This window comes from Nocardiopsis algeriensis, assembly GCF_014203695.1.
GTDB classification, from domain to species: domain Bacteria; phylum Actinomycetota; class Actinomycetes; order Streptosporangiales; family Streptosporangiaceae; genus Nocardiopsis; species Nocardiopsis algeriensis.
This window is the reverse complement of sequence record NZ_JACHJO010000003.1, coordinates 140684-166075: the sequence shown is the minus strand read 5'-3', so window position 1 is coordinate 166075 and position 25392 is coordinate 140684. Positions and strand designations below refer to the sequence as shown.

At 71.5% G+C, this 25392-nt stretch carries 17 protein-coding genes; 9 read left to right on the top strand and 8 right to left on the bottom strand.

Annotated features, from left to right (window positions below; translation table 11 throughout):
- Nucleotides 1–194: 194 nt before the first annotated feature.
- The 5 genes from FHS13_RS05265 (at nt 195) to cds1 (ending at nt 7986) form a co-directional block, all read left to right on the top strand.
- Entirely contained in the window at nt 195–3038 is a 2844-nt protein-coding gene (locus tag FHS13_RS05265) for a glycosyl hydrolase (RefSeq protein ID WP_184288376.1), read from the top strand.
- 191 nt (nt 3039–3229) lie between these two features.
- Complete coding sequence (locus FHS13_RS05260; protein ID WP_184288373.1) at nt 3230–5716, top strand: DNA gyrase/topoisomerase IV subunit A; 2487 nt, start codon at nt 3230–3232, stop codon at nt 5714–5716.
- Nucleotides 5717–5795: 79 nt separating this feature from the next.
- A complete protein-coding gene (locus FHS13_RS05255) occupies nt 5796–6323 on the top strand; it encodes a carbonic anhydrase (protein WP_184288370.1) in 528 nt (175 codons plus the stop codon).
- A gap of 152 nt (nt 6324–6475) precedes the next feature.
- Nucleotides 6476–6802, top strand: a complete 327-nt coding sequence (locus FHS13_RS05250) for a tetratricopeptide repeat protein (RefSeq protein WP_184288368.1) — start codon at nt 6476–6478, stop codon at nt 6800–6802.
- Between the two features lie 59 nt (nt 6803–6861).
- Nucleotides 6862–7986, top strand: coding sequence for an L-cysteine desulfhydrase Cds1 (gene cds1, locus FHS13_RS05245; protein WP_184288365.1), 1125 nt, complete (start codon nt 6862–6864; stop codon nt 7984–7986).
- 46 nt (nt 7987–8032) lie between these two features.
- Here the strand turns inward: cds1 and FHS13_RS05240 are convergent, their stop codons facing one another.
- Complete coding sequence (locus FHS13_RS05240) at nt 8033–10138, bottom strand: DNA gyrase subunit B (RefSeq protein ID WP_184288362.1); 2106 nt, start codon at nt 10136–10138, stop codon at nt 8033–8035.
- Between the two features lie 502 nt (nt 10139–10640).
- Between FHS13_RS05240 and FHS13_RS05235 the strand changes: the two genes are divergently transcribed.
- Nucleotides 10641–10844 (top strand): DUF7455 domain-containing protein, encoded by a 204-nt coding sequence (locus FHS13_RS05235; protein ID WP_184288359.1) that lies wholly within the window; start codon nt 10641–10643, stop codon nt 10842–10844.
- 67 nt (nt 10845–10911) lie between these two features.
- On the opposite strand, the gene FHS13_RS05230 is transcribed toward FHS13_RS05235, so the two are convergent.
- Complete coding sequence (locus FHS13_RS05230) at nt 10912–11583, bottom strand: GNAT family N-acetyltransferase (RefSeq protein WP_184288356.1); 672 nt, start codon at nt 11581–11583, stop codon at nt 10912–10914.
- A gap of 129 nt (nt 11584–11712) precedes the next feature.
- On the opposite strand from FHS13_RS05230, the gene yaaA reads away from it, so the two are divergent.
- Nucleotides 11713–12504 carry a peroxide stress protein YaaA gene (gene yaaA / locus FHS13_RS05225; protein WP_184288353.1) on the top strand — a complete coding sequence of 264 codons (792 nt, stop codon included), beginning with the start codon at nt 11713–11715 and terminating at the stop codon, nt 12502–12504.
- 399 nt (nt 12505–12903) lie between these two features.
- Here the strand turns inward: yaaA and FHS13_RS05220 are convergent, their stop codons facing one another.
- Together FHS13_RS05220 and FHS13_RS05215 are read right to left on the bottom strand one after the other, a co-directional pair.
- The gene (locus tag FHS13_RS05220; protein ID WP_184288350.1) at nt 12904–14595 is read right to left on the bottom strand and encodes an RNA polymerase sigma factor; all 1692 of its coding nucleotides are present in this window, start codon (nt 14593–14595) and stop codon (nt 12904–12906) included.
- 303 nt (nt 14596–14898) lie between these two features.
- Nucleotides 14899–16953, bottom strand: a complete 2055-nt coding sequence (locus FHS13_RS05215; protein ID WP_184288347.1) for a SpoIIE family protein phosphatase — start codon at nt 16951–16953, stop codon at nt 14899–14901.
- A gap of 544 nt (nt 16954–17497) precedes the next feature.
- Here FHS13_RS05215 and FHS13_RS05210 point away from each other — a divergent pair.
- Both FHS13_RS05210 and FHS13_RS05205 read left to right on the top strand, forming a co-directional pair.
- On the top strand, nt 17498–17785 hold the full coding sequence (locus FHS13_RS05210) for a hypothetical protein (RefSeq protein WP_184288344.1): 288 nt from the start codon (nt 17498–17500) through the stop codon (nt 17783–17785).
- Nucleotides 17786–17980: 195 nt separating this feature from the next.
- Nucleotides 17981–19582, top strand: coding sequence for a hypothetical protein (locus tag FHS13_RS05205; RefSeq protein ID WP_184289160.1), 1602 nt, complete (start codon nt 17981–17983; stop codon nt 19580–19582).
- A gap of 581 nt (nt 19583–20163) precedes the next feature.
- Here FHS13_RS05205 and FHS13_RS05200 read toward each other — a convergent pair.
- From FHS13_RS05200 to FHS13_RS05185, 4 genes are all read right to left on the bottom strand, one after another.
- Nucleotides 20164–20961 (bottom strand): tyrosine-protein phosphatase, encoded by a 798-nt coding sequence (locus FHS13_RS05200; RefSeq protein ID WP_184288341.1) that lies wholly within the window; start codon nt 20959–20961, stop codon nt 20164–20166.
- 23 nt (nt 20962–20984) lie between these two features.
- Nucleotides 20985–21716 (bottom strand): nucleotidyltransferase family protein, encoded by a 732-nt coding sequence (locus FHS13_RS05195; protein ID WP_184288338.1) that lies wholly within the window; start codon nt 21714–21716, stop codon nt 20985–20987.
- Nucleotides 21717–21751: 35 nt separating this feature from the next.
- Nucleotides 21752–24178, bottom strand: a complete 2427-nt coding sequence (locus tag FHS13_RS05190) for an AAA family ATPase (protein ID WP_184288336.1) — start codon at nt 24176–24178, stop codon at nt 21752–21754.
- Between the two features lie 150 nt (nt 24179–24328).
- Nucleotides 24329–25027: a ribonuclease HII gene (locus tag FHS13_RS05185; RefSeq protein WP_184288333.1), complete on the bottom strand. Its 699-nt coding sequence runs from the start codon at nt 25025–25027 to the stop codon at nt 24329–24331.
- Nucleotides 25028–25392: the final 365 nt, after the last annotated feature.

The following is a 25392-nucleotide window of genomic DNA, read 5'->3' as shown; positions in this document are numbered from 1 at the left end:
GGTCCTTGCTATCAGAGGCGGGCGACGTGCGGGGACCGTCCGCGGGCCGGGTCGCCCCGATAACAGTAAGGAAACTTTCCTTTTACCCGCATTGGCTTTCCCCGTGTGCGCATGAACACTTCTGGTCACAGAGCCCGGCTCCATGGGAGCGCTCCCGTCCGGGCTCCGCACGTAACCCCGACGGAAGGCACACCATGCCCGAACCCGGTACTCCACCGCACCGCCGCAGGAGACGCGGTCTCCTCTCGGCCGCCGCGGCGTTCGTCTGCGGCGCGACCGCCCTGGCCGGCGCGGTCGTCCTCCCCGACCGCGAGAGCGCGGCCGAGAGCTCCGCGACCGTCCCCGTCGGCACCGGCAGCTACACCGACGCCCTCCCCGCCGGAGCCACCGGGCCCGTCGACGCCGACGGCAACCCCGTGGACCCCAAGGTCACCGACGACTACGAGGGCCCCGCCCCCACCAACGAATGGTGGTCCTCGCTCATCTTCCAGCGCTACCCCGGCAACCCCTACGGCGAGAACCTCTTCGCCCACCCCGCCAGCTACCGGCCCCACGCGGGCGGCCTGGAGATGGGGTACCCGGACGAGCCCCAGCTGGTCGCCGACGGGCTCAAGTACGAGTACCCGCACACCGCCGACCTGTCCCTGGGCGCGGCCGGGCTCGACTCCCCCGACACCCGCGTGGCCGACAGCGACGACTGGACCGTCACCGCGCAGTGGCAGGGCGGGCCGACCCTGCGCGTCACCATCGGCCAGGGCCTGCCCTTCGCCCACGCCGAGGCCGAGGGCGGTGACGCCCGGGTGGAGTTCCTGGCCGCGCCGCAGGTCTGGCACGAGGCGGCAGGGGTGGTGGGCGCCACCGCCAACGGCCACCACTACGCGCTCTTCGCCCCCGAGGGCACCTCCTGGGCCCGCTCGGGCGACACCTTCACCGCCCCGGCCGGGCACTACTCGGTCGCCCTGCTGCCCTCCCCCGAGGACCTGGACACCTTCGCCCCCTACGCCCACTCCGCCGTCACCGGCTCGGAGGTCGAGTACGACTACGACGAGGCCGCGGCGACCCTGACCAGCACCTACCGGGTGGAGACCGAGGACTCCGGCGGCACCCCCGTGGCCCTGTACCCCCACCACTGGGACAACGCCGTCAGCGAGGTCACCGGCATGTCCTACGCCTCCCCGCGCGGCGAGATGCGGGTGGCCCTGGGCGGCAGCTTCACCACCGAGCTGGCCACCCACGGCATCCTGCCGAGCCTGCCCACCGTCGACAGCGCCGACCACGACCGCATGCGGCAGCTGATCGACGAGGTCCTCGCCGAGGAGGCGCACTTCCCCTCCCCCGGCGACACCTACTGGGACGGCAAGGCCCTGGGACGCCTCGCCCAGCTCGTGCCGATCGCCGACTCGATCGGCTCCACCGAGGCCCGCGACCGGCTGCTGGAGCTGCTCAAGGCGCGCATGGAGGAGTGGCTGACCGCGGGCGGCGACCGCGGGTTCTCCTACGAGGAGCGCTGGGGCACCCTCTTCGGCTACCCCGACAGCTTCGGTGCGGCCACCGAGGTCAACGACCACGACTTCCACTACGGCTACTTCGTCACCGCCGCTGCCACGATCGCCCGCTACGACCGTGGATGGGCCGACGAGGACGCCTGGGGCGGCATGATCCGCCTGCTCATCGACGACGTGGCCTCCACCGAGGAGGGCATGTTCCCCCGCCTGCGCTCCTTCTCTCCCTACGCGGGGCACGGCTGGGCCTCCGGACACGCGGGATTCGCCGCGGGCAACAACCAGGAGTCCTCCTCCGAGGGCATGCACTTCGCCTCCGCCACCGCGCTGTTCGGCGCCCTGACCGGTGACGAGGAGCTGCGCGACCTCGGTGTGTTCCTGCACACCACGCAGGCCTCCACGGTCACCCGCTACTGGCAGAACTCCGACGGCGGGACCTTCCCCGAGGGCTTCGAGCACGACGTGGTCGGCATGGTCTGGGGCAACGGCGGCGACTACCGCATCTGGTGGGACGGCGGCGACGAGGAGCACTACGGCATCAACTACCTGCCGATCACCGCCGGGTCGCTCTACCTGGGGCACGACCCCGAGCACGCCGCGGCGGCCCACGAGTCGCTGCTCGAGCGCCTGGGCCGGCAGCCGCAGATCTGGCGGGACATCCACTGGGCGCACCGGGCGCTCTCCGACGGCGACGAGGCCCTGCGCCTGTTCGAGGAGCAGTGGCGGTCCTACGAGCCCGAGGCGGGAGAGTCCAAGGCGCACACCTACCAGTGGGTCTCCACCCTCGCCGAGGCCGGCACGGTCGACACCTCCGTCACGGCCGACACCGCACACTACGCGGTGTTCACCAAGGGGAACGAGCGCACCCACACCGCCTTCAACCCGGGTACCGAGCCGATCACCGTGTCCTTCTCCGACGGGACCGAACTCGAGGTGGCGCCGGGGACACTGGCCTCCACCAGGGGCGAGGGCGGCGGCGGTGGCCCCGGGGAGCCGGGCGAACCGGGTGAGCCGGGTGAGCCGAACGAGCCGGGTGAGCCGGGCAGCGGTGTGGGCGACGGCCTTCTGTACCTGTCCCCCACCTCGCTGTCCACCACTCCCGGTGACGCCGAGGGCTCGGTCTCCGTGGCCGCGGGGAACGGCGCCAACCACGACGGCACCCCGCCGGCGAACGCGACCGTGCTGGAGCTGGACGGGCTGACCGGAGCCTTCGACGGCGGCGGGACCTCCTTCACGCTTCCGGTGGACGCCGGCAGCGCGGTCGGCAGCGCCGTGCAGGTGCGCGTGGCCTACGACTTCGAGGGCGACGGCACCGACGACCGCGTGGAGACCTACCGGTACTTCGCCACCGATGACCTGCCCGGATGGGAGTCCTACACCGAGGGACAGGGGATGCTCGACGCACAGGGCTCCTTCGCCGACCTGGACGGCGGCTCGGTGCGCGTGACGCTCTGGAGCGCCCTGGGCACCGGGGAGTCGAAGGTCCGCACCGGCACCGCCGAGGGCGCGACGGTCACCGTCCCCTTCACCGGCTGAGCGGATCCGCCTCCGGGGTGCGCCCCCGTCCCGCGCTCGGGGCGGGGGCGCACCCCGGTTTCCGAATCCCTGACACGTACGGCCGTAAACCCCTCCAGACAGCAACAAAAGCCGCCAGTTACACGGCTCACACCCGCTCGACCACGCGTTCGCGTTCGTTTCAGTCCTTGGTACAGGCCAGAATTACGGACATGGCCCGTACAACTTCCCGTCCCCCCGAGGATCTCGCCGAGAAGATCATCGACATCGACGTCTCCGAGGAGATGCGAGGCAGCTTCCTGGAGTACGCGTACTCGGTCATCTACCAGCGCGCCCTCCCCGATGCACGCGACGGCATGAAACCCGTGCAGCGACGCATCCTCTACCAGATGAATGAAATGGGACTGCGTCCCGACAAGGGGCACGTCAAGTGCGCCCGCGTGGTGGGCGAGGTGATGGGCCGCCTGCACCCCCACGGCGACAGCGCCATCTACGACGCCCTCGTCCGCCTCAGCCAGCCCTTCGCCATGCGCGTCCCCCTGGTGGACGGCCACGGCAACTTCGGCTCCCTGGGCGGCGACGACGCCCCGGCCGCCATGCGCTACACCGAGGCCCGCCTCGACTCCGCCGCCGAGCTGCTCGTCTCCGGCATCGACGAGGACGTCGTCGACTTCCGGCCCAACTACGACGGCCAGGAGACCGAACCGGAGGTCCTTCCGGCCGCCTTCCCGAACCTGCTGGTCAACGGCGCCTCCGGGATCGCGGTCGGCATGGCCACCAACATGGCGCCGCACAACCTGGGCGAGGTCATCGCCGCGGCCCGGCACCTGATCGCGCACCCCGACGCCACCCTGGAGGAGCTCACCGAGTTCGTGCCGGGGCCCGACCTGCCCACCGGCGGCGCCATCGTCGGCCTGGACGGCATCCGCGACGCCTACCGCACCGGCCGCGGCACGTTCAAGACCCGGGCGACCGTCTCCATCGAGAAGGTGTCCGCGCGCCGGACCGGCCTCATCGTCACCGAGCTCCCCTACAACGTCGGCCCCGAGAAGGTCGTCAGCCGCATCAAGGAGCTGGTGCAGTCCAAGAAGCTCCAGGGCATCTCCGACCTCAAGGACCTGACCGACCGCACCCAGGGGCTGCGGCTGGTCATCGAGCTCAAGAACGGCTTCAACCCCGAGGCCGTCCTGGAGGAGCTCTACCGGCTCACGCCGATGGAGGAGTCCTTCGGCATCAACAACGTGGCCCTCGTCGACGGCCAGCCCCAGACCCTCGGCCTGCGCGAGCTGCTCCAGGTCTACGTCGGCCACCGCCTGGAGGTCGTGCGCCGCCGCAGCGAGTTCCGCCGCCGCAAGCGCCGCGAGCGCCTGCACCTGGTCGAGGGCCTGCTCACGGCCCTGCTCGACATCGACCGCGTCATCTCGCTCATCCGCGAGGCCGACGACACCGCGGCCGCCCGCGAGGCGCTCATGTCGGCCTACGAGATGTCGGAGATCCAGGCCCGCTACATCCTGGAGACCCCGCTGCGCCGCCTGACCCGGTTCGACCGGATGGAGCTGGAGGGCGAGCGCGACCAGCTCAACAAGGAGATCGACGACCTCACCGCCGTCCTGGAGTCGGACAAGAAGCTGCGCCGGATGGTCTCCAAGGAGCTCGGCGAGGTCTCCAAGAAGTTCGCCACCCCCCGCCGCACCCAGCTGCGCGAGAGCGACGGCGCCTCCCGTGCCGCCGTGATCCCGCTGGAGATGGCCGACCAGCCCTGCCACGTGCTGATGGGTGTCGACGGCACCATCGGCCGCACCAAGGGCGCCGCCGTACCGCCCGTCTACGACGGCCTGCGCACCAGGCACGACGCGATCGCCGTGTCGGTGCCGACCACGTCGCGCTCGGACGTCGGCCTGGTCACCGACCTGGGCCGGATGATCCGCGTCCCCGTGGTGGAGCTGCCGGAGCTGCCCGAGGAGGCCGGCGAGCGGCCGCCCCTGGCATCGGGGCTCCCGGTGACCGAGTTCGTACAGCTCGACGGCGACGAACGGGTGGTGTCGGTGGTGTCGATGGACTCCTCCGGCCCCGGGTTCGCCGTGGGCACCGCCGGCGGCGTGGTCAAGCGGGTCTCCCCCGACTACCCGCCCAACAAGGACGACTTCGAGATCATCACCCTCAAGGACGGCGACCGGATCGTCGGCGCCTCCCAGCTGTCCACCGGCGAGGAGGACCTCGCGTTCGTCACCTCCGAGGCGCAGCTGCTGCGCTTCGGTGCCTCCGCCGTGCGCCCCCAGGGGCGCCTGGCGGGCGGTGTGGCCGGTGTGCGCCTGTCCGAGGAGGCCCGCGTGCTGTGGTTCGGGGCCGTGCACAGCCCCGAGGACTCCGTGGTCGTCACCGTGTCCGGTTCCTCGACCGCCCTGGCGGGGACCGAGGCCGGCTCGGCCAAGGTCACGCCGTTCTCGGCCTACCCGACCAAGGGGCGGGCCACCGGCGGCGTGCGCTGCCACCGCTACCTCAAGGGCGAGGACACCCTGCTGTTCGCGTGGATCGGGCGCGCACCCGCCCGGGCCGCCCGCGAGGACGGGAAGCCGGTGCGCCTGCCCGACGCGAGCAGCCGCAGGGACGGGTCGGGCGATGCGCTTCCGCGCGCGATCGTTACGGTGGGGACCGGGCAGACCGACCTGGGCGTCACCGCACCCGCCGCGAGTTCCTGAGCCCGTCGCAGCGTGCCGTGCACACGAGCCTGGTCCGCTGTGCACGGCACTGTTGTGAGTACGACCGAGAGAGACACCAGTGAGCGACAACAGCACGTCCCCCGCGGGGGGAGCCTTCGACGACGTGTTCGCGGCCAACGCCGCCTATACCGCGAACTTCTCCCTGAAAGGCCTCAAACCCATCGCCGGCCGCGGTCTGGCCCTGGTGACCTGCATGGACTCCAGGATCGAGCCCCTGGACATGCTCGGCCTCGTGCCCGGTGACGCCAAGATCCTGCGCAACGCGGGCGCCCGCGTGACCGACGACACCCTGCGCACCCTCGTCCTGGCCGTCTACCTCCTGGGGGTGGACCGCGTCCTGATCCTGCCGCACACGCGCTGCAAGATGGCGTCCGTGCCCAGCGACGACGCGGTGCACGACCTCATCCAGCAGGAGTACGGGGTGGACACCAGAAGCCTGGAGTTCCACACCAACAACGACCAGCTGGGTGCCCTGCGCCACGACCTGGAGCGCATCCGCCACCACCCGCTGCTGCCCCACGGCCTTCCCGTGGCCGGCGCCGTCTACGACGTCGACACCGGCGCGATCTCCCCCGTCGACTTCTGAGCCGCAGGGACCCTCCCGCCGCGCGTTCGCCGTCCGGCGGGTCAGGTGACGGGTGGACACCTCCTGGCGGGGGGATGAAGAGGAAGGAATGCGGCCATCTCCCCGGCCGTTGTGATCCGAGGACGGTCCTTGCGGCCGTCGGAAGGAGCACCGTGGCAGAGAGCACCTACGACACCTACAACCGCGCCCGCATGTTCCTGGAGCTGGGGGACCCGATCTACGCGGCCAAGACATTGGAGCCCGCGCTGGAGAGCGAGCCCGACAGCCGCTCCCTCCTGGAGCTCCTGGGCCGCGCCTACTTCCACTCCGCCCAGCTGGGCAGGGCCGAGAGGACGTTCCGGCGCATCATCGAGCTGGATCCCGTGGACAACTGGGCCCACATCGCCCTGGCCCGCACCCTCGAGAGGCAGAGCCGCCACGACGAGGCGGCCGTCTACCGCCGCATGTACGCGGTGATGACCGGCGGATCCCTCGACTGACCAACCGCCCCCGGGGGGAGTTCTTTCCCCGGGGCACGCGCCACGACTACCCTCGGTCCATGGCACCCTCAACCGATCCGGACGACGTCCCGTGGGTGGACCGCAGCAGCGAGAAGGCGCGGTCCTGGGCCGACGAGGCGGTCCGCAAGGTGACGGCCGACGCCAACCGCTCGGCCGACACCCACCTGCACGTGTACCCGCTGCCGCCGGAGTGGGGCATCGACCTGTACCTCAAGGACGAGTCGGTGCACCCCACCGGCAGCCTCAAGCACAGGCTCGCCCGGTCCCTGTTCCTGTACGGCCTGGCCAACGGCTGGATCCGGGAGGGCACCACCGTCGTGGAGGCGAGCTCAGGCTCCACCGCGGTGTCGGAGGCCTACTTCGCGCAGCTCCTGGGGCTGGACTTCATCACGGTCATCCCGCGCGGGACCAGTCCGGAGAAGATCGCCCTCATCGAGCGCCACGGCGGCAGGTGCCATTTCGTGGACACACCGCCCGACATGTACACCGAGGCGGAACGGCTGGCCGCGGAGACCGGCGGCCACTACATGGACCAGTTCACCTACGCCGAACGGGCCACCGACTGGCGCGGCAACAACAACATCGCCGAGTCGATCTTCGAACAGCTCGCCCTGGAGCGCCACCCGTGCCCCGAGTGGATCGTGGTGGGGGCGGGTACCGGGGGCACCTCCGCCACGATCGGCCGCTACCTGCGCTACCGCAGGCTCAGTACGCGCCTGGCCGTGGTCGACCCCGAGAACTCGGCGTTCTTCCCCGCCTGGGCGACCGGCGACCCCGGCCACACCACGGGTATGTCCTCGCGGATCGAGGGCATCGGCCGCCCCCGCATGGAACCCAGCTTCGTTCCGTCGGTGATCGACCTGATGATGCCGGTGCCCGACGCGGCGAGCATCGCCGCCATGCGCCAGCTGAACGACCGCACCGGCCTGTGCGCGGGCGGCTCCACCGGCACCAATCTGTGGGGGACGTGGCACCTGATCGCCAGGATGCGGCGCGAGGGCCGCACCGGCAGCGTGGTCACCCTCATCTGCGACGGCGGCGACCGCTACCGCCACAGCTACTACGACGACGAGTGGGTGGCCGCCCGGGGGCTGGACCCCCGCCCCTACCGGGAGGCCGTCGACCGCTTCCTCGACGAGGGCGTGTGGGCGCCCCCTGCCTGACGGGGCCCGCGGGCACACCGGGGTTCCCGCGGCCCCCGACCGCGGGTCAGGCGTCGATGCGGGCGGCGTCCAGCTCCTGGGCGCCCTGCTGGATGAATCTGCGGCGCGGGGCCACCTCGTTGCCCATGAGCAGGTTGAACACCGCCGCGGCCTCCTCCGCCTGCTCCACCCGGATGCGGCGCAGGGTGCGGTGGCGCGGGTCCATGGTGGTCTCGGCCAGCTGGTCGGCGTCCATCTCGCCCAGACCCTTGTAGCGCTGAATCGGCTCCTTCCACGAGATGCCGCGCTTCTCCAGGTCCAGCAAGGTGCGCTGGAGCTCGGCGTCGGAGTAGGTGTAGATGTACCTGTCCTCCGCCTTGGCGCCGCGCTTGCGCCGCGTGGTGGTCAGCTCGATGCGGTGCAGCGGCGGCACGGCCGCGAAGACCCGGCCGGCCTCCAGCATGGGGCGCATGTAGCGGTAGATGAGTGTGAGCAGCAGGCAGCGGATGTGCGCGCCGTCGACGTCGGCGTCGGCCATGAGGATGATGCGTCCGTAGCGAGCGGCCTCGATGTCGAAGGTGCGGCCCGAGCCCGCACCCACGACCTGGATGATCGCCGCGCACTCGGCGTTCTTGAGCATGTCGGCGACCGACGACTTCTGCACGTTGAGGATCTTGCCCCGGATCGGCAGCAGCGCCTGGAACTCCGAGTCGCGGGCCAGCTTGGCGGTACCCAGCGCCGAGTCACCCTCGACGATGAACAGCTCGCTGCGGTCCAGGCCCTCGCTGCGGCAGTCCACCAGCTTGGCGGGCAGCGCCGAGTTCTCCAGGGCGTTCTTGCGGCGCTGGGTCTCGCGCTGCTGGCGGGCGGCCAGGCGGGCCTTGGCCGCGCCCACCACCTTCTCCATGACGCTGCGGGCCCTGGCCTTCTCCAGCTTCTTCGTGGAGGTCAGGAACTCGCGCAGGCCGCTGCCGACCACCTGGGAGACGATCCGGGCGGCGGCCGAGGTGCCGAGGATCTCCTTGGTCTGCCCCTCGAACTGGGGTTCGGGCAGACGCACGGTGACGACCGCGGTCAGCCCCTCCTGGGTGTCGTCCTTGGTGACGGGGTCGTCGCTGTTCCTGAGCAGCTTGGTGGCGCGCAGCTGGTCGTTGAGGACCCGCACCAGGGCGCGTTCGAAGCCGTTGATGTGCGTGCCGCCCTTGGGGGTGGCGATGACGTTGACGAACGAGCGCACGGTGGTGTCGTAACCGGTGCCCCAGCGCAGGGCGACGTCGACGTCCAGGCGGCGCTCCACCTCGGCGGGAACCATGTGCCCGGCGTCGTCCAGCACGGGCACGGTCTCGCGGAAGGTGCCGCTGCCCTGGAAGCGCAGCACGTCGCTGACCGGCTCGTCGGGTGCCAGGAAGGTGCAGAACTCGCCGATGCCGCCGTCGAAGCGGAACTCCTCCTCGTAGGCCTCCCCGTCCTCGACGCGCTCGTCGCGCACGGAGATGGTGAGCCCGGGTACGAGGAACGCGGTCTGGCGCGCCCGGTCCAGGAGGGACTCGCGGGCGATCTCGGCGTCCTTGAGGAAGATCTGCATGTCCGGCCAGAAGCGGATCCGGGTGCCGGTGACCTTCTTGGCCACCTTGCGGATCTGCTCCAGCCCCGAGGCCGGGGTGAACTCGGCGTCCGGACCGGCACCGGCGAAACGGCCGGGGATGCCCCGGCGGAAGCTGATGGCGTGGGTGCTCCCCTGCCGGTCGATCTCGACGTCGACCCGGGCGGAGAGGGCGTTGACCACGGAGGCGCCGACACCGTGGAGGCCGCCGGAGGCGGTGTAGGAGCCGGAGCCGAACTTGCCGCCGGCGTGGAGCTTGGTCATGACCAGCTCCACACCCGAGAGTCCACTCTTGGGCTCGACGTCGACGGGAATGCCGCGGCCGTCGTCGGCCACCGACACCGAGCCGTCGGTGTGCAGGATCACGTCGATCCGGTCGCAGTAGCCGCCGAGGGCCTCGTCGACGGAGTTGTCGATGATCTCCCACATGCAGTGGGTGAGGCCGCGGCTGTCGGTGGACCCGATGTACATGCCCGGACGTTTGCGCACCGCCTCAAGACCTTCGAGGACCGACAGGTGCCGGGCGGAATAGTCCTCGGGGTCGTGGACAGCTGCGGTCAAGGCGGTCACTCGGACATCTCCTGCGTCTTGGGGGCCATCGGGGCTCTGTTGCGGTGCGTGCTCTTTGTACCGCGCGGCACCGACGAAAAGGTCCAGGCCACAGCGTACGGAACGGATTTCCTCGCACACCGCCGGCGAAGGGCGGGCGCACCTGCCGCGCGGACACTGCCGCGGCCGGCGGGGGCCCGGGCGAACTCCTCGGCCGGGATCCGGCCCCGTTCTCGGGGATCCGGCTCGGGAAAGGCTCTGCCCCGCGCGAGACTACCACCTCTGATGGGTGCGCTCCGGTGGGTGCGCCCCGGATACTCCCCTTTTCCCTGGGATGGAGAGCCTCCTGAGGGGTACAACGAATACAAGAGACGACTTCGAGCCAGAAAGGCCCCCACCTCCCCCCGCACAGGCATCAACCAGGCAGATTCCGCTGTCGGCGTACACGGGATCCGGTTGGGAACGTCTGGACCGGGTTAGATGTTGTCAGAGGTGACTGACGCCGAGTACTGAGGATGGCGAAGTGACTGGAACCCTTGCCCCCACCCAGCCCCTGACGGCTGCTGACCGTTGCGACCGCTGTGGTGCACAGGCCTATGTCCGGGTGCTCCTGAACTCCGGCGGCGAACTCCTGTTCTGCGCTCACCACATGCGCAAGCACGACGATTCGCTGCGCAAGATCGCTTCGGACATCCAGGACGAGACGGACAAGCTCAACAAGAAGTAGCAACTCGGCCCCACAGGCACACAGCGGCGGCTCCCTCCGGGGGCCGCCGTTCGCGTGTGCGGAGCCTTCAGCCCAGGACCCGGTAGTGGTAGCGCGACACCTCGCGGAAGCCCGCGCGCCGGTACAGGCGCAGCGCCGGGGTGTTGTCCGCCACAACGCACAGATAGGCGCTCCGCGCTCCTCCGTCGTACGCCCGGCGGAGCAGGTCCGCGAGGACGGCCGCCGCCACCCCGCGCCCCCGCTCCCGGGGTGCGGTGGCCATGGCGCAGATCGCGACCGAGCCGCCGTCCAACACCGCGCAGCCGCGGCCGGCTCCGCCGGGTGCGGCCCCGTAGGCGGTTCTCACCCGGCCGAGGATGCGCGCGGTCCCCTCCGCCGAGTCCGGCTCGGGAACCCTCCAGTCGTCGGTCGGCACGTCGGAGACCGCGGTGGTCCCGGGCGCCTCCGGGCGCCGGTCCAGTTCCCGGGCCAGGACGAGACTGGGTTCGACGACCTCGTAGCCGTGCCCGGCCAGCCGGGCGTCGGCGCCCTCCTGCCCCGGCCACACCTGGGCGCACGGCCGCAGACCCAGCGCCCCGTAGTAGGCGGTGACCTCGGCGGCGTCCGCGGCGGGGTCCAGCAGCAGGGCGCTGTTGGCGCGCTTGGTCACGCCCTCCGCGAATCCGAACCGCCAGCCGCCGCGTTCCTCCACGCTGAACGCGGGCCAGTCCCGCGCCACCCGTGACGCCCACACGTGCATCCGCCGCACGCCCCTCTCCCGCCGCCGCTCTCGCGGAACCGACGATGCCACACGTCCCGGCACCGTGCGCGAACGCCCCCGCACTACGATGTGGGATCATCCCGCGTACAACCCTGGAGTCAACGACACATGCTCGTCCTGCTGCCGCCGTCCGAGGGCAAGGCCACCTCCGGCGAGGGGCCCGCGCTCGACCTGGGCACGCTGACCCTTCCCGAACTGGCACCGGCCCGCGAAGAGGTCCTGGGAGCGCTGACGGAGCTGTGCTCGGGCCCTGAGGAGACCGCCATGGACGTGCTGGGGCTCACCCCCGGCCAGGCGGACGCGCTCAAGCGCAACCTCGACGCGGCCGATGCTCCCACCCTGCGCGCCGCCGACCTGTACACGGGCGTCCTCTACGACCGGCTCGGCCTTCCGGACCTGCTGGAGTCGGTGCCGGACCGGGTCCGGGAGCGGGTCCTGGTCTTCTCCGGCCTGTGGGGCGTGGTGGGCGCCGCCGACCGGCTTCCCCCTTACCGCCTCTCGATGGGGGTCCGACTGCCCCCGCTCGGCGGTCTGGGCGCCTACTGGCGCCGGGTCCTCGCCGAGCCCATGGGCGACCTGGCCGGGGACCGGCTGCTGGTGGACTGCCGCTCGTCGGCCTACGCGGCGGCCTTCAAGCCCCGCGGACGAGCCGCCGAGCGGCTCGTGTCGGTCCGGGTTCTGCGTGAACGGACGGTGGACGGCCGGGTCCGCCGGTCGGTGGTGAGCCACATGGCCAAGGCCACCCGCGGGGACATCGCCCGCTCCCTGCTGCTGGAGGGCGTGGAGGCAGCCACCCCGGAGGAACTGGCGCAGGCCCTGCGCGACCTCGGCCACACGGTGGAACTGCCCGAGGGGCGTCCGGGCAGCGCCCGTGTCCTCGACGTCGTCGAGACCGGCTGACGCGGCAGTCCCGGAAGTTCATCGGCCCGGCGCGGCCGTCCCGCCCATGACGGCACCTCCGGGCATCCGGCGGGGCTCCGGGGCAGGATCCCCTGGGCCGCGGCAGGCGGCTGCCGCGAGGTTTTCTCCGCGACACACCACACGGACACCCTGCGTGATGTAACAGATCTGCATCGCGACTTTATCCTGTACCTACAGGGTTCTCGGCATCATGAGCCCTGTCGGATGGACGACGAACACCTGGGAATTCTCGTACGGGGCGTCCTGGACCGCAGGTGGGGCAAGCGGGCGTCGCCACACCCGCCGACCTGCGGGGCACGGAAAAGCCCGGTGCGCCACCCCGTCGTGGGGCAAGGTGGCACACCGGGCCGATCCTGTCCGAGCAGAGCGGCGAGCCGCTCAGTCCAGGTAGTCGCGGAGCACCTGGGACCGCGACGGGTGGCGGAGCTTGGACATGGTCTTGCTCTCGATCTGCCGGATGCGCTCACGCGTCACCCCGTAGACCTTGCCGATCTCGTCTAAAGTCTTCGGCTGTCCGTCGGTCAGGCCGAAGCGCATCGAGACCACACCCGCCTCGCGCTCGGAGAGGGTGTCCAGCACCGAGTGCAGCTGCTCCTGGAGCAGGGTGAAGCTGACCGCCTCGCCCGGCTGGATGGCCTCGGAGTCCTCGATGAGGTCACCGAACTCGCTGTCGCCGTCCTCGCCCAGCGGAGTGTGCAGGGAGATGGGCTCGCGGCCGTACTTCTGCACCTCGACGACCTTCTCGGGGGTCATGTCGAGTTCCTTGGCCAGCTCCTCCGGGGTGGGCTCGCGGCCCAGGTCCTGGAGCATCTGGCGCTGGACGCGGGCCAGCTTGTTGATGACCTCGACCATGTGCACCGGGATGCGGATGGTGCGGGCCTGGTCGGCCATCGCCCGGGTGATGGCCTGGCGGATCCACCACGTGGCGTAGGTGGAGAACTTGAAGCCCTTGGTGTAGTCGAACTTCTCCACCGCGCGGATCAGACCGAGGTTGCCCTCCTGGATCAGGTCCAGGAAGAGCATGCCGCGGCCGGTGTAGCGCTTGGCCAGCGACACGACCAGACGGAGGTTGGCCTCCAGCAGGTGCTTCTTGGCGCGGCCGCCGTCCTCGGCGATCCACTCCAGTTCCTCGCGCATCTCGTAGGCGAGGCTGTGGCCCTCCTCCGCCAGCTTCTCCTCGGCGAACAGGCCGGCCTCGATCCGCTTGGCGAGCTCGACCTCCTGCTCGGCGTTGAGCAGCGGAACCTTGCCGATCTGCTTGAGGTAGTCCTTGACCGGGTCGGCGGTGGCGCCGGCGGCGACGACCTGCGCGGCAGGGGCGTCGTCGTCATCGTCGTAGAGGACGAAGGACTCGTCCTCGTTCGCGGGCTTGACCGGGGAACCGACCGCCTCGGGCTTGGTGCTCTTGACCTCTTTGTCGGCGGAGTCGTCACCGGTGTCCTCGACCAGCTCCAGCTCGGCGCCGGTGTGCTCGAGGTCGTCGAGCTCCTCGAAGTCCTCCTCGGGCCCGGAGGCCAGCTCCAGCTCCTTCTTGGCCGCCGTCTTGCGGGTGGCGGTCTTCTTGGCCGCAGGATCCTTGGCCGCGGTGGTCTTCTTGGCCGCCGTCTTGCGGGCCGCGGGTTTCTTGGCCGCGGTGGTGGTCTTCTTGGCCGCGGTCTTGCGGGCGGGTGCCTTCTTGGCGCCGTCCGCGGAGTCCTCGGCGGCGTCGACCACCGCGGTGACCTTCTCCGGCTGCTCCTGAGCGGCGGCCGCACGCGCGGGCTTGGCGGCCCGCGTCGTGGTGGTGGTCTTGGGCTTGGTCGAGGTGGACCGCGAGGTCGCCGTCTTGCGCCGCGTCGTCTTGCGCCGAGAGGATGCCGACTCGGGCACGAGTACGGTGACGCCCTCCTTCGCGAGGCTGCGAAGCACTGACTGCGCCTGCGACATCGGGATCTCGGCCTCCTCGAAGGCACGGCGCACGTCCTCGGGCTCAAGATAGCCCTGGGACCGCCCACGCTCGATCAGCTGCTGAATGACGGGCTCTTGCAGTGACTCGGACTGCTTCGAGCGAGTCGAACTGGCAGATGACACAAACACCTCTCGAACGGACGTGTGGCGGGACTGTCGGACCCGGCGGCCCGCCTGGTCGGGGCCGGGTGCCGTCACCCTCTCCCGCCTGCGGCCTGGGAACAGTCCCGCCGGGGCGGGGAAGCCGTTGTCTTTCAAGCGTATGCGCTCTGGGAGGTCACCCGGAGGAGAGCCGACAGGGGGTTCCCCCCTGCGTACTGTCCGGGTTTCCCCGTGCGGGGCGGAACGGCTTCTTCACTTTAGGCAAGGCAATGGACTTGTTCGTACGGACTACGGCTTCCTCACGGTCGATCCCCCTCCGCGCTTTCACCGATCGGCGGCAGAGTCGATCACCGGGAGCTGAACGGCGAGCAGAGTGACGTCATCGTCCTGCTCATACCCTTCGAGCATGCTCTCAACAAGGTACTCCAGCATCTGCTGTGGATCGCCCACGATCTCCGGGGGAGCCGAGGACGCCACACCGACGAGCTCGTCGAGCCCGGTGTCGACGGATCGTTTGCGGTTCTCGACAAGTCCATCGGAGTAGAGGGCGACAGTGTTACCGGGTTGGACGAAGAATTTGTGGTGTCCTCTCGGAGAGCTGACCCCGAGCGGTGTGTCGGGGTCGGTGTCCAGGAGCCAGGGGCCGGCGTTGCCCGCCACGACCAGCGGCGGGAGGTGGCCCGCATTGCTGAGGTCGAGCTGCCCGGTGACCGGGTCCAGGACGAAGTAGACCAGCGTGGTGACCTGGTCCATACCCTCCGTGGCACTGAACATGCGATCCAGTCCGGTGAGCACGTCGGCGGGCTCGGGCATGGAGAACGCCAGTGCCCGCAACGCGTTGCGGATACGGCTCATTCCCGCGGCCGCCGGGATCCCCTTGCCCATGACGTCGCCGAGCACTCCGGCCACACGGCCGTCGGGGAGCGGGAAGGCGTCGTACCAGTCGCCGCCCACCTGCACGTGCTGGGACCCGGAGCGGTAATAGGCGGCCAGGCGCACTCCGCGCACCTCGGGAAGTTCTTCGGGGAGGAGGCTGCGCTGGAGCTCCTCGGCCGTGCTGTGCTCCTGCTCGTAGAGGGTGGCCCGGCCGATGGCCAGCGCGCACTGCCCCGCGAGCGCCTCCAGGAACACGCGCTCGTCGTCGGTGACCTCGCGGGGATGGCGGAAGGCGAAGCGCAGGGCACCGATCGGACGTCCGGCCACCATCATCGGCAGGGCCACCCAGGAGCGTTCGGGGGTGTTCTCGACCAGCTCCCGGACCTCGGGGGCGTCGTCGAGCAGCACAGCGAGCTCGGCCGGGCTCGCGGCCAACTGCGGAGCGCCGCCGCTGACCGCCAGGGCCGCGATGTCGGGGTGGTCGAGGGGGAAGGCGGCCCGGAGCGGCTGGTGGTCGTGCTCCGCCGCGACGGCCCGCAGCCGGAGCCGGTCGCGGTCCAGCAGGACCACGCTCGTGTGGTCGGCGCCCACCCCGGAGCGGCCGATCTCGGACATGGCGCCGGCGACGTCGGCGGCCGTGAGCGCCTCGGCCAGGTCGGAGGTGGCCTTCTGCAGGCGCGCGGTGCGCATGGCGGCCTCCCCCAGCTGCTGGTGGAGGCGCTGACGCAGCTCGTCGGCCTCACGCTCGTTGGTGACGTCCGTGAGGGTGCCGACCCACTCGGCCGGGCCCGGACCGCCGTCCATGACGGGATCGGCCCGGAACCGGTAGTGGCCGTAGCCGCCGGAGAGGGTGCGGACGCGGCACATGGCGTCGAAGGGGGTGACGTCCAGGACCGCGTCGTCCCAGGCCCGCGCGACAGCCGGCCGGTCGTCGGGGTGGACGGCCTCGAGCCAGCCGCGGCCGAGGAACTCCTCCGGGCTCTGGCCCGTGACGGACCGCCACTGCGGGCAGTCCTCCAGGACCTCGCCGTCGGGGTCGGCGGTCCAGAAGATCTGGTTCCCGGCCCGGAGCAGGGCGCGCAGGCGCTGTTCGTCCTTGCGGGCGGAGCCGCCGTCGCGGACGGCGATGAGAGCGACGTGCTCCTGCCCGCTCCCCGGGTCGGTGGCCGGGAACCAGGTCAGGTCCCAGACCTGCCCCGGGGAGACGCGGTGCCGGCTGCGGACGGTGTGCCCGTTCGCGCGCACGTCCTCCAGGGCCCGGCGGTGCTCGGCCGCGGCGGACCGGCCCCCGCTCTCCTCCAGAAGGTCCCCGGGACTGCGGCCCAGGCACTCCGCCGGGGTGCGCCCGAGCAGTTCGGCCATGCGCCCGTTGACCGTGCCGAAGGCGTCATCGGGACCCAGCAGGGCGAATCCGATGGGTGAATCGGTCAGCAGGGTCCTCACCGCTTCGGGAAGTTCCGCCCTGCTGACCGGGGATTGTGGGACGGACGTCTCGGCGCTCAACTGCTCGACACCTCCGAATAACACTCGGATTCCCCATCCGCGTCTCGCTGGGGCTTCCTGCCTGGACCACGCGGCGCCGAATGCCGTCGGGGGGCTCCGCGGCTCTCGGGAGTCACGCTCCACGACTCCTCTCGGCCGCTGTCACGGACCAAGCATAAGACACACCCGTCGGGGCGCAACGATCGTCGTCCGGTACGGGATCGTCGGCCAGGACACGGACCGCGGGCACAGGAGGTAAACAGGAGGCCACCTCCGGCCATCGAAAGGGAAGGGCACTTCCTTTTCCCGGAGCCCTTCCCTTTGTTTCTCCCCATCCGGACCATCCGTCACGTTTGATCTCATAGCTTAGAAATAAGACTGTTATACGCCCGAAACGCCCCATTTGTACGGGTGACCTGCGAGGATGGTGAGCTTCCGGTAAACAATGCATCGCGCAGGTTTTATCGGCAGCGCACCGGGAGAGGGGTTGACACCCCGCCGAGAACAAGTGAAATGGGGGGAGGTCACCGTCCAGGCCATCTTTCATCTAGGGGTGTGAGCGAGAATGCTCCAGACCTTCCCGGTCCAGGATCTTCGACAGATCTCCGCGCGGCTCCACGACGAGTTCGTCGGACTGACCCGTCGCTGCGTGGAGAGATGCGTCAGCGACACCTGGAACTGCCTCGAACATCTGGGCATCACGGTCACACCGCACCTCGTCGAACGGGTGGCCCGCGAGCACCTCGCGGCGATGGTGAACTCCGTGCCGCCCTCCCAGCTCCCGGCCAAAGCTGCACGCCGCGCGGGCGCCGCCCTGTTCACCGGCCACCGGATCGTTCCCGAAGCGCACTGACCGGACGTACCGGCACGCCGCGCGGGCGGAGCCCGCCGGCGTGCCCGTCGCCGTACGGACGCGGTGAAGAGGACCACCCCGAGTCGCGGGGGTGGAGCCCCACACGCGCGGCTGTCATACGCTCGGACCGTGCCCTCCCCTATGTCTCCCTCAGCCTCGGGACCCGAACCCGTTCCCGGCGCCGTCTTCGAAGAGATGCTCCGCGCCGCCCGGGCCCTCCTGGCCATGCGGCACGCCCTGGACGCCGAACTCGCCTTCAGCGAGATGCTCGGCGCCTGGTGGGGCGAGAACGTCCCCGGGCTCGACGTCGAACGTCTGCTCGGCGAGGGCCTGATCACCCACGCCGCCGCCTCGGGGAAGTCCGCGGGACTGGGCGTCCTCGCCGCCGTCGCGGCCCTCGGCACCTCCCCGGAGCAGCGCGAACTCGCCGAGCAGGGCATGATCGCGCTGCGCGAGCGCGGCCTCCAGGTCCCCGAATGGGCCTCCCAGCTGGGCCGGGTCACACCCCTCGGCACCTACGTCAACAGCGACCTGTTCGGCGACACCGACGACGTGGTGTGCGTCTTCGGCCGCGGCACACCCGACTCCGCCACCGGGCCCGAGCACGCCCTCATCCTCGTGGTGGACCACAACGGCGGCGGCGTTCTGCGCGATGCCTGGGTCACCACCAAGGTCGAGCGGTTGCTGGCCCAGTGCCGGGAGCGCGCCGCCGCGGACGAGTTCACCCGCTTCTCCGAGCTGGACCCGGCCCAGGCCCGCGTCCTGCTGGAGAGGGCCCTGCACACCACGGAGCAGATCGTGGCGGGCTCCTCCGACCCCGCCTCCGCACCTCCGGCCGAGGCGGTCGCTCCGAGCGCCTCGGAACTGGTGGAGGGCTCGCTGGCGGCCCACCTCGCCCTGGCCGAGTCCCGGATCCGGTCGCTGCCCCTGCCTCCCGAGGGGGCGGACCTCTCCCCGGCACCGGTGTGGCGGCGCGACCGCCGGGCGGTCCTGGCCGCGCGGTTCCTCTCCTCGGAGGAGGCGGCGAAACTGTCGGACTCCTATGCGGCGAGCCGGTGCGCCGACCACATCATCGCCTACGGCTGCGACGTGGACGGCGGCCGCCCGATGCGGGTGAGCCCGCGCAAGGTGGAGTCGTTCCTGCTGCGGTGGCTGCCCGGACGCGTGGTGCTGCTCTCCGAGGAGCAGGAGGCCATGCCGCACGTGCTGGCGGCATGGGTGCGCTGGGCCGGGCCGCGCCAGGGACTGCCGGAGGTGGCGGTGGGAGCGACGCTCGACGCGGTCTGGGAGTGCACCGCCGAGTTCGCCCGGACCTACCGGGACCCGGCCCGGCCGCTGGGAATGCGCCAGGAGGCGGTACGCAGGCTGCTGCCCGACGGGGACTTCTCCGCGCTGGCCCGGCGCATGTTCGCCTTCCCCCTGCTGGCCAGCGAGATCGTCTCGTGGGCCCCCGAGGAGTTCGACCCGGCCACCCCGAAGGGGCGGCGGGCCCTGCTGCGCCTCGACCACTACGGCGAGTACGAGGCGGCCGTCCCCCACAGCGGCCGCCACTCCAGCGGGCAGGACCGCTGGTACCGGCCGGCCACGCAGGACACCCCGCAGCGGCGCCGTGAGCTGGAGCGCCACGAGCGCCTGGCCGAGCGCCTGTGGTTCGGACGCCCGGCCGGGCTGTGGGCGGCGGCCCGCCGCCTGCTCGACCGGGGAGTGGACCGGACCGACGTGCTGGCCGCCCTGGGCGAGGCCCTGGACGCGGCCTCCGACGAGGCAGATCTCCGCCGCCGGCTCGACGGGCTGTAGTCAGTGCCTCTTGGGGCCTCCGCTTCGCTTTGGCCCCTGCTCGGGCGCCTTCAGGGCGCGGTTCTTCGTCGCTGCGCTCACATCCTCGTACCTCGGATGTTCGCTCCACTCCTGCAGAACCCCGCCGGCGCCCTCACGGCACACCCCCTGGGGCGCGGGTGGACTTGAGGGGAACCGGCGCTTCGCTCCACTCCTGCAGAACCCCGCCGGCGCCCCTGTGCTTGCTTTGGGCTTCCGCTGCGCTTCAGCCCGGTTCGGGCGCCTCTCGGGCGAGGTTCTTCGTCGCTCGCTCACGCCCTCGTTCCTCGGGCGTTCGCTCCGCTCCTGCAGAACCCCGCCGGCGCCCTCACGGCACACCCCCTGGGGCGCGGGTGGGCTTGCGGGTGACCGGCGCTTCAGCCCGCCCGTCACCCGCCACCACCCTCAACAGACGGCCTACGGCCGCAGCCTCCCTGCCCGTCACCCGCCACCACCCTCAACAGACGGCCTACGGCCGCAGCCTCCCTGCTCATTGCCCACAGCCCTCGACGGAGGGCCTACGGCCGTGATCCCCTTGCCGGGGTGTTCCGGGGCGGGTGGGGTCAGGTGAGCATGCGGTGGCGGAGGCGGTCGACGGTGTCGGTGGAGAGGCCGAGGCCTTCGGTGACGTAGGTGTCGAAGGAGCCGTAGATCTCGTCGGCGTGCGCGAAGGCGGTCTCCAGGTACTCGGCGCGCACGCGCGTCATCGGCGCGACCTCCTCCCAGGACAGGCCGCTGTTGGCGGCGAGCAGGCGCATCCACTTGTCGGTGTTCTCCTGGCGCTCGTTGCTGGCCAGGTAGTCGGAGACGACGGTCGCGCGGTCCACGCCGAGAAGGGTGAGCAGCAGGGCCGCTCCCCACCCGGTGCGGTCCTTGCCCGCGCTGCAGTGGAAGACCAGGGCCGTGGGCCCCTTGGCCGCACGCTCGACCAGGTCGCGATAGCCCTCGAGGGCGGTCGCGTCGGCCACCAGCTCGCGGTAGACGCCGAACATGAAGCGTTCGGCCAGGCCGTCGGCGAACATCGCGCGGGCCTTCTCCGGATCGGCGAGCGCGGCGCTGAAGTTGGCGCCGTCGGCCTGGGGGCCCTGGACGGAGACGGCGGCGTAGTCCGCGCCCTCGGGGGTGACGTCGGGCAGGGTCTCGCGCTCGTGCTCGGTACGCAGGTCGACGAGCTGGCGGATGCCCAGGCCGTTGTAGACCGGCAACTCCTCCTTGTCGATCGTGTGCAGGGCGTCGGATCGGTAGAGCAGGCCGGTGCGGACGGTGTGGCCCGAGGAGGTGCGCAGGCCGCCGAGGTCACGGAAGTTGGGGGCGCTGGAGAGGAGAAAGCCGTTGTTCGTCACAAATGCGACCCTACCCATCCGCGTCCAGCGCCCCGGGGCGGTCAGGCGTCCTGGCGCATGGCGGTGATCGCCTCGCCCGCCTCCTTGACGTCCTTGGCGGTGTCCACGCCCCGCCAGAAACCGCTGATCCGGTACGCGGTCAGCCGGCCCTGCCCGGCCAGCTCCGGGAAGGTGGAGGACTCGTGGTCGCCCTTGACCGGCAGCAGCGGGGTGATCCCGGGCTCGAAGAGGTAGACACCGGCGTTGATCCACACCGGCAGCAGCGGGCTCTGGGTGAAGCCCTCGATGCGGTCCTCGCCGTCGACGTCGACGATGCCCCAGGTGGTGCGGAACTGGGCCAGGGCCAGGGTGGCCAGACCGCCTTTCTCCCGGTGGTGGACGGTCATCTCGTCGAGGGGGAACCAGGTGAGCACGTCACCGTTGAGGGCGAAGTAGGGGGCGTCCTGGTCGCGCAGGCCGCTCGAGGCGTAGCGCAGCGCCCCGCCCCGCCCCAGGGGCTCGTCCTCGACCAGGACCGTGGTCTCGGGCCCCTCGGTGCGGGCGGCCAGGTGCTCGCGCAGGACGTCGGCCTTGTAGCCGCAGGAGACGACGACGTGCTCGACGCCGTGACCGGCGAGCCACTCCAGCTGGTAGTCGACGATCGGCCTCCCCGCCACCTCCACCATCGCCTTGGGGCGGGTGTCGGTGTAGGGCCGCAGCCGGGTGGCCTGGCCGCCGGCCAGGATGAGCGCCTGGGTGACGGGGGACGGGGATGGTGACGGTACAGCGGTCATGTGTCGGACATTAGCAGCACGGCCCCGGCGGCCGATCAGTTCTGCTGCGTGGCCTCGGCGTAGGCCCTGCGGACGTCGGCGCTGGTGACCAGGGTGAGCTCGGCGGCCGTCGCGGCCTCACCGATCTCCCGGGACACCCGCAGGTCGCGCTGGGAACACGCCTTCTCGAAGAGGGAACGCGCGAAGCGCCCGTTGCCGAGGGAATCGATCCAGCCTGCCTCGCACACGTGCGTGAAGATGCTGTGCAGGTCCTCGCGGGCGGTGCCGTCGAAGGTGTCACCGGTGCGGGCGGCCAGTACCTCGGCGATCCGCGTGAGCTCGTCGGCGGTGTAGGAGGGAAAGCGCACCCGCACGTTGAAACGGGAGGCGAGGCCGGAGTTGGAGGCCAGGAAGCGCTCCATCTCGGCCGGATACCCCGCGAGCACGACCACCAGGCGGGAACGGTCGTCCTCGGCCCGCTTGAGAAGGGTCTGCACGGCCTCGGCCCCGAAGGCGTCGCCTCCGCTGTACCCGGGGTTGACCAGGGAGTAGGCCTCGTCGACGAACAGCACCCCGCCGAGGGCGCGGTCCACGAGCCGGTCGGTCTTGACCGCGGTCGCGCCCAGGTGTTCGCCGACCAGGTCGGCACGCTGGGCCTCGACGACGTCGGCGCGGCCCAGCAGGCCCAGCGCGGCGAAGACCCGGCCCAGGATCCGGGCGACGGTGGTCTTGCCGGTGCCCGGTGGGCCCGTGAAGACGAAATGCCGCATGGGGGCGTGTCCCGGCAGACCCTGCTCCTCGCGCAGCCGGGCCACCTGGAGCTGGGCGACGATGGAGCGCACCTGCTCCTTGACCGGCTCCAGGCCGATCATGCCGTCGAGCTCGGCCAGCGCCTCGTCGATCCCCGGCGTCTCGCCGAAGCCCGGCAGCCGCGAGGTCAGTTCACCGTAGGCGGTCTCGACATCGGCGGCCCGGACCGTGACGAGGTCCTCGGCCTCCGGCCGGGGCGCGGGCTCCCCGCCACCCGCCCCGGCGGTGACCACGCGCACGTCCCTGGCCTGCGCGGCCTTCTCCACCAGGGAGCGGGCGAAGCGGCCGTTGCCCAGCTCGTCCACCGCCTCGCGTGCGACCGCCTGGTCGAGTCTCCGCCTGAGCGTGCGCTCCGCGTCGCTGTCGAGGACGTCGCCGCGCCGGCGGAAGAGGGCCTCGGCGATGCGGAACAGCTCGTCGGCCGAGTAGCTGGGAAAGGTGATGCGCGTGGAGAAGCGCGAGGCCAGGCCGGGGTTGGAGGACAGGAAGGCGTCCATCTCCTTCTCGTACCCGGCCAGGACCACGACCAGCCGGTCCCGGTCGTCCTCGGCCCGCTTGAGGAGCGTCTGCACGGCCTCGTTGCCGAACCGGTCGGTCTGGCCGTCGCCCTCGTTGACCAGGGAGTAGGCCTCGTCGACGAACAGCACCCCGCCGAGGGCGCTGTCGACGACCTCGTTGGTCTTGATCGCGGTGGCACCCAGGTACTCCCCCACCAGATCGGCGCGCTGGACCTCCACCACACGGGAGGTCGGCAGGAGCCCGAAGGAGTGCAGGATCGTGGCCAGGGTGCGGGCGACACTGGTCTTGCCGGTGCCGGGCGGGCCGGAGAAGACCAGGTGGCGCAGGGGGCGCTCGACGGGGAAGCCGGCGTCGGCGCGCAGGCGGGCCGCCTCGATGGAGGCGGCGATCCCGCGCACCTGCTGCTTGACCGGGTCCAGGCCGATCATGGCCTCCAGCTCGGCCAGGGCGACGTCGACGGGTACCGGTTCGCCCTCGTCCGCCGTGCCCCTGCCGCGGGCGGCCCGCGGTGCGCCGTCCGCCCGGGCGCGGGTCCTCGGTCCCGACCGGGCCGCTCCCCCGGGCTCGGGGCGGGCAGGGGGCGCGGTGGTCTCGCGTGCGGCCGCGGCTTCCTTCGTGATCTGGTGGGAGGCGGAGAGCCGCCACAGCAGGCAGGCGCCCGCCCCCGCGTAGAGCAGCGCGATGCCCCAGGAAGCGGCGAGGGGCGCGACGATCATGCCTGCCAGAGCCAGGGAGAAGCCGAGGAGGAGGCCGGCCGTGAGCGCCAGGGCGGCGGTGTGCCAGACGGGGAACTCGCGCACCCGGGAGGCGGCCAGGACGGTGAGCGGCGGCAGGGGCAGGACCAGCAGGGTGACGGGCTCACCGGTCAGCGGGATCTGGAACAGGGGGACCGCGACCGCGAGCCAGGCGACGCAGACCAGCACCGTGGCGAACGCGTCGACGGAGCGCATGAGCGCGGAGAAGGCGACGAGGAGGACCAGGACCGCGGTCGCCGTGCCCAGGACAGGCGCTCCGACGACCGGGGCGGCAACCGCCGCCACCGTCAGCAGGACCAGGGCGGCGACCAGGCGCCTGGCCGGGGGGATGGACCGGTAGCGGGCACGGAGGCGGTCGAGGCCTCCGGATCCGGCGGCGGGACGCGTGTCGCGCGTCATCGGTGCCCCTTCCTGCGTGGGGGTCCGTGGGAGGTCTGCTCTCCGGCCGTCGGGGACCGGAACCGAAGGGCTCGGGATCTGGGCACAAGCCTTGCCCCAACCGGGGCCGGATGTCCAGTACGGGCAGGCGTGTTCCCCCGGGGGAACCGGTCAGAGGAGGGGAATCTGGCCGCCGGGCGCAGGGCGGGCCCGGCGCAGGTGGCGCCAGCGCGGCAGGGCGTCGAGGTAGGACCAGCTCATACGGTGCTGCGGCGTGGGCCCGTGCTCGGCCAGGGCCGCGCGGTGGACGGGCGAGGGGTATCCCGCGGCCTTCTCGAAGCCGTAGCCGGGGTGCTGCTCGGCGAGCTCGGCCATGAGGGAGTCGCGCCGCACCTTGGCCAGGACCGCCGCGGCGGCGACGCTGACGCAGGTGAGGTCGCCCTTGACCTGGGTCCGGACGTTCCAGGGGCGGCCGATGAAGTCGTGGCTGCCGTCCAGGACGACCGCGTCGGGGCGGACGGAGAGGCCTTCGAGCGCGCGGCGGGCGGCACGGCGCAGGGCCTCGGTCATGCCGACCTCGTCGATCTCGGCGGGCTCCGACCATCCGAAGGCGTGGTCGGCCACCCAGGGCTCCAGCTGCCCGGCCAGGACCGTACGGCGCCGCGGGGTCAGGCGCTTGGAGTCGGTCAGCCCGGGCGGAGGATCACCCTCACCGGGCACGGCGGCGCAGACCAGCAGGGGGCCCGCCCAGGCCCCGCGGCCCACCTCGTCCATCCCGGCGACGACCCGCGCCCCGGCGGCGCGCAGTTCGTCCTCCACCTCGAAGGTGGGCGCGGCGGGCACGGTGTGCGGAGGGGAAGTCGTCGTCACCTGCCCAACACTAGGGTGTGTTCGCACGGCATCCGTCGCGGGCGGCACCCCGGTGCGTCCGGCCGGGGAAGGGGCCGGGGTCTTCGCCTCCGGCGGGGAAACACGGCGGGAGACGTGCCCGGGCACCGCGCGGCGGAGCGGGCGGTCACCACGCCCCGGATCCCCGATCCGGGCGGTCGTCCCCGTCACCCGCACATTCCCGGCGTGGAACTGGTCACACAGCTGCCAGGATCCCGCCGGTCCCGGCGTTGCGGACCGGTCGCACCCGGGAGAAAACACTCCGCCGATTGCGTGCACAGCCCCGAAACCGCTCTCCCACTGCTCTATCCTGTGGGGCAGGCCGCAGCACGTCGGCCGTATCGACT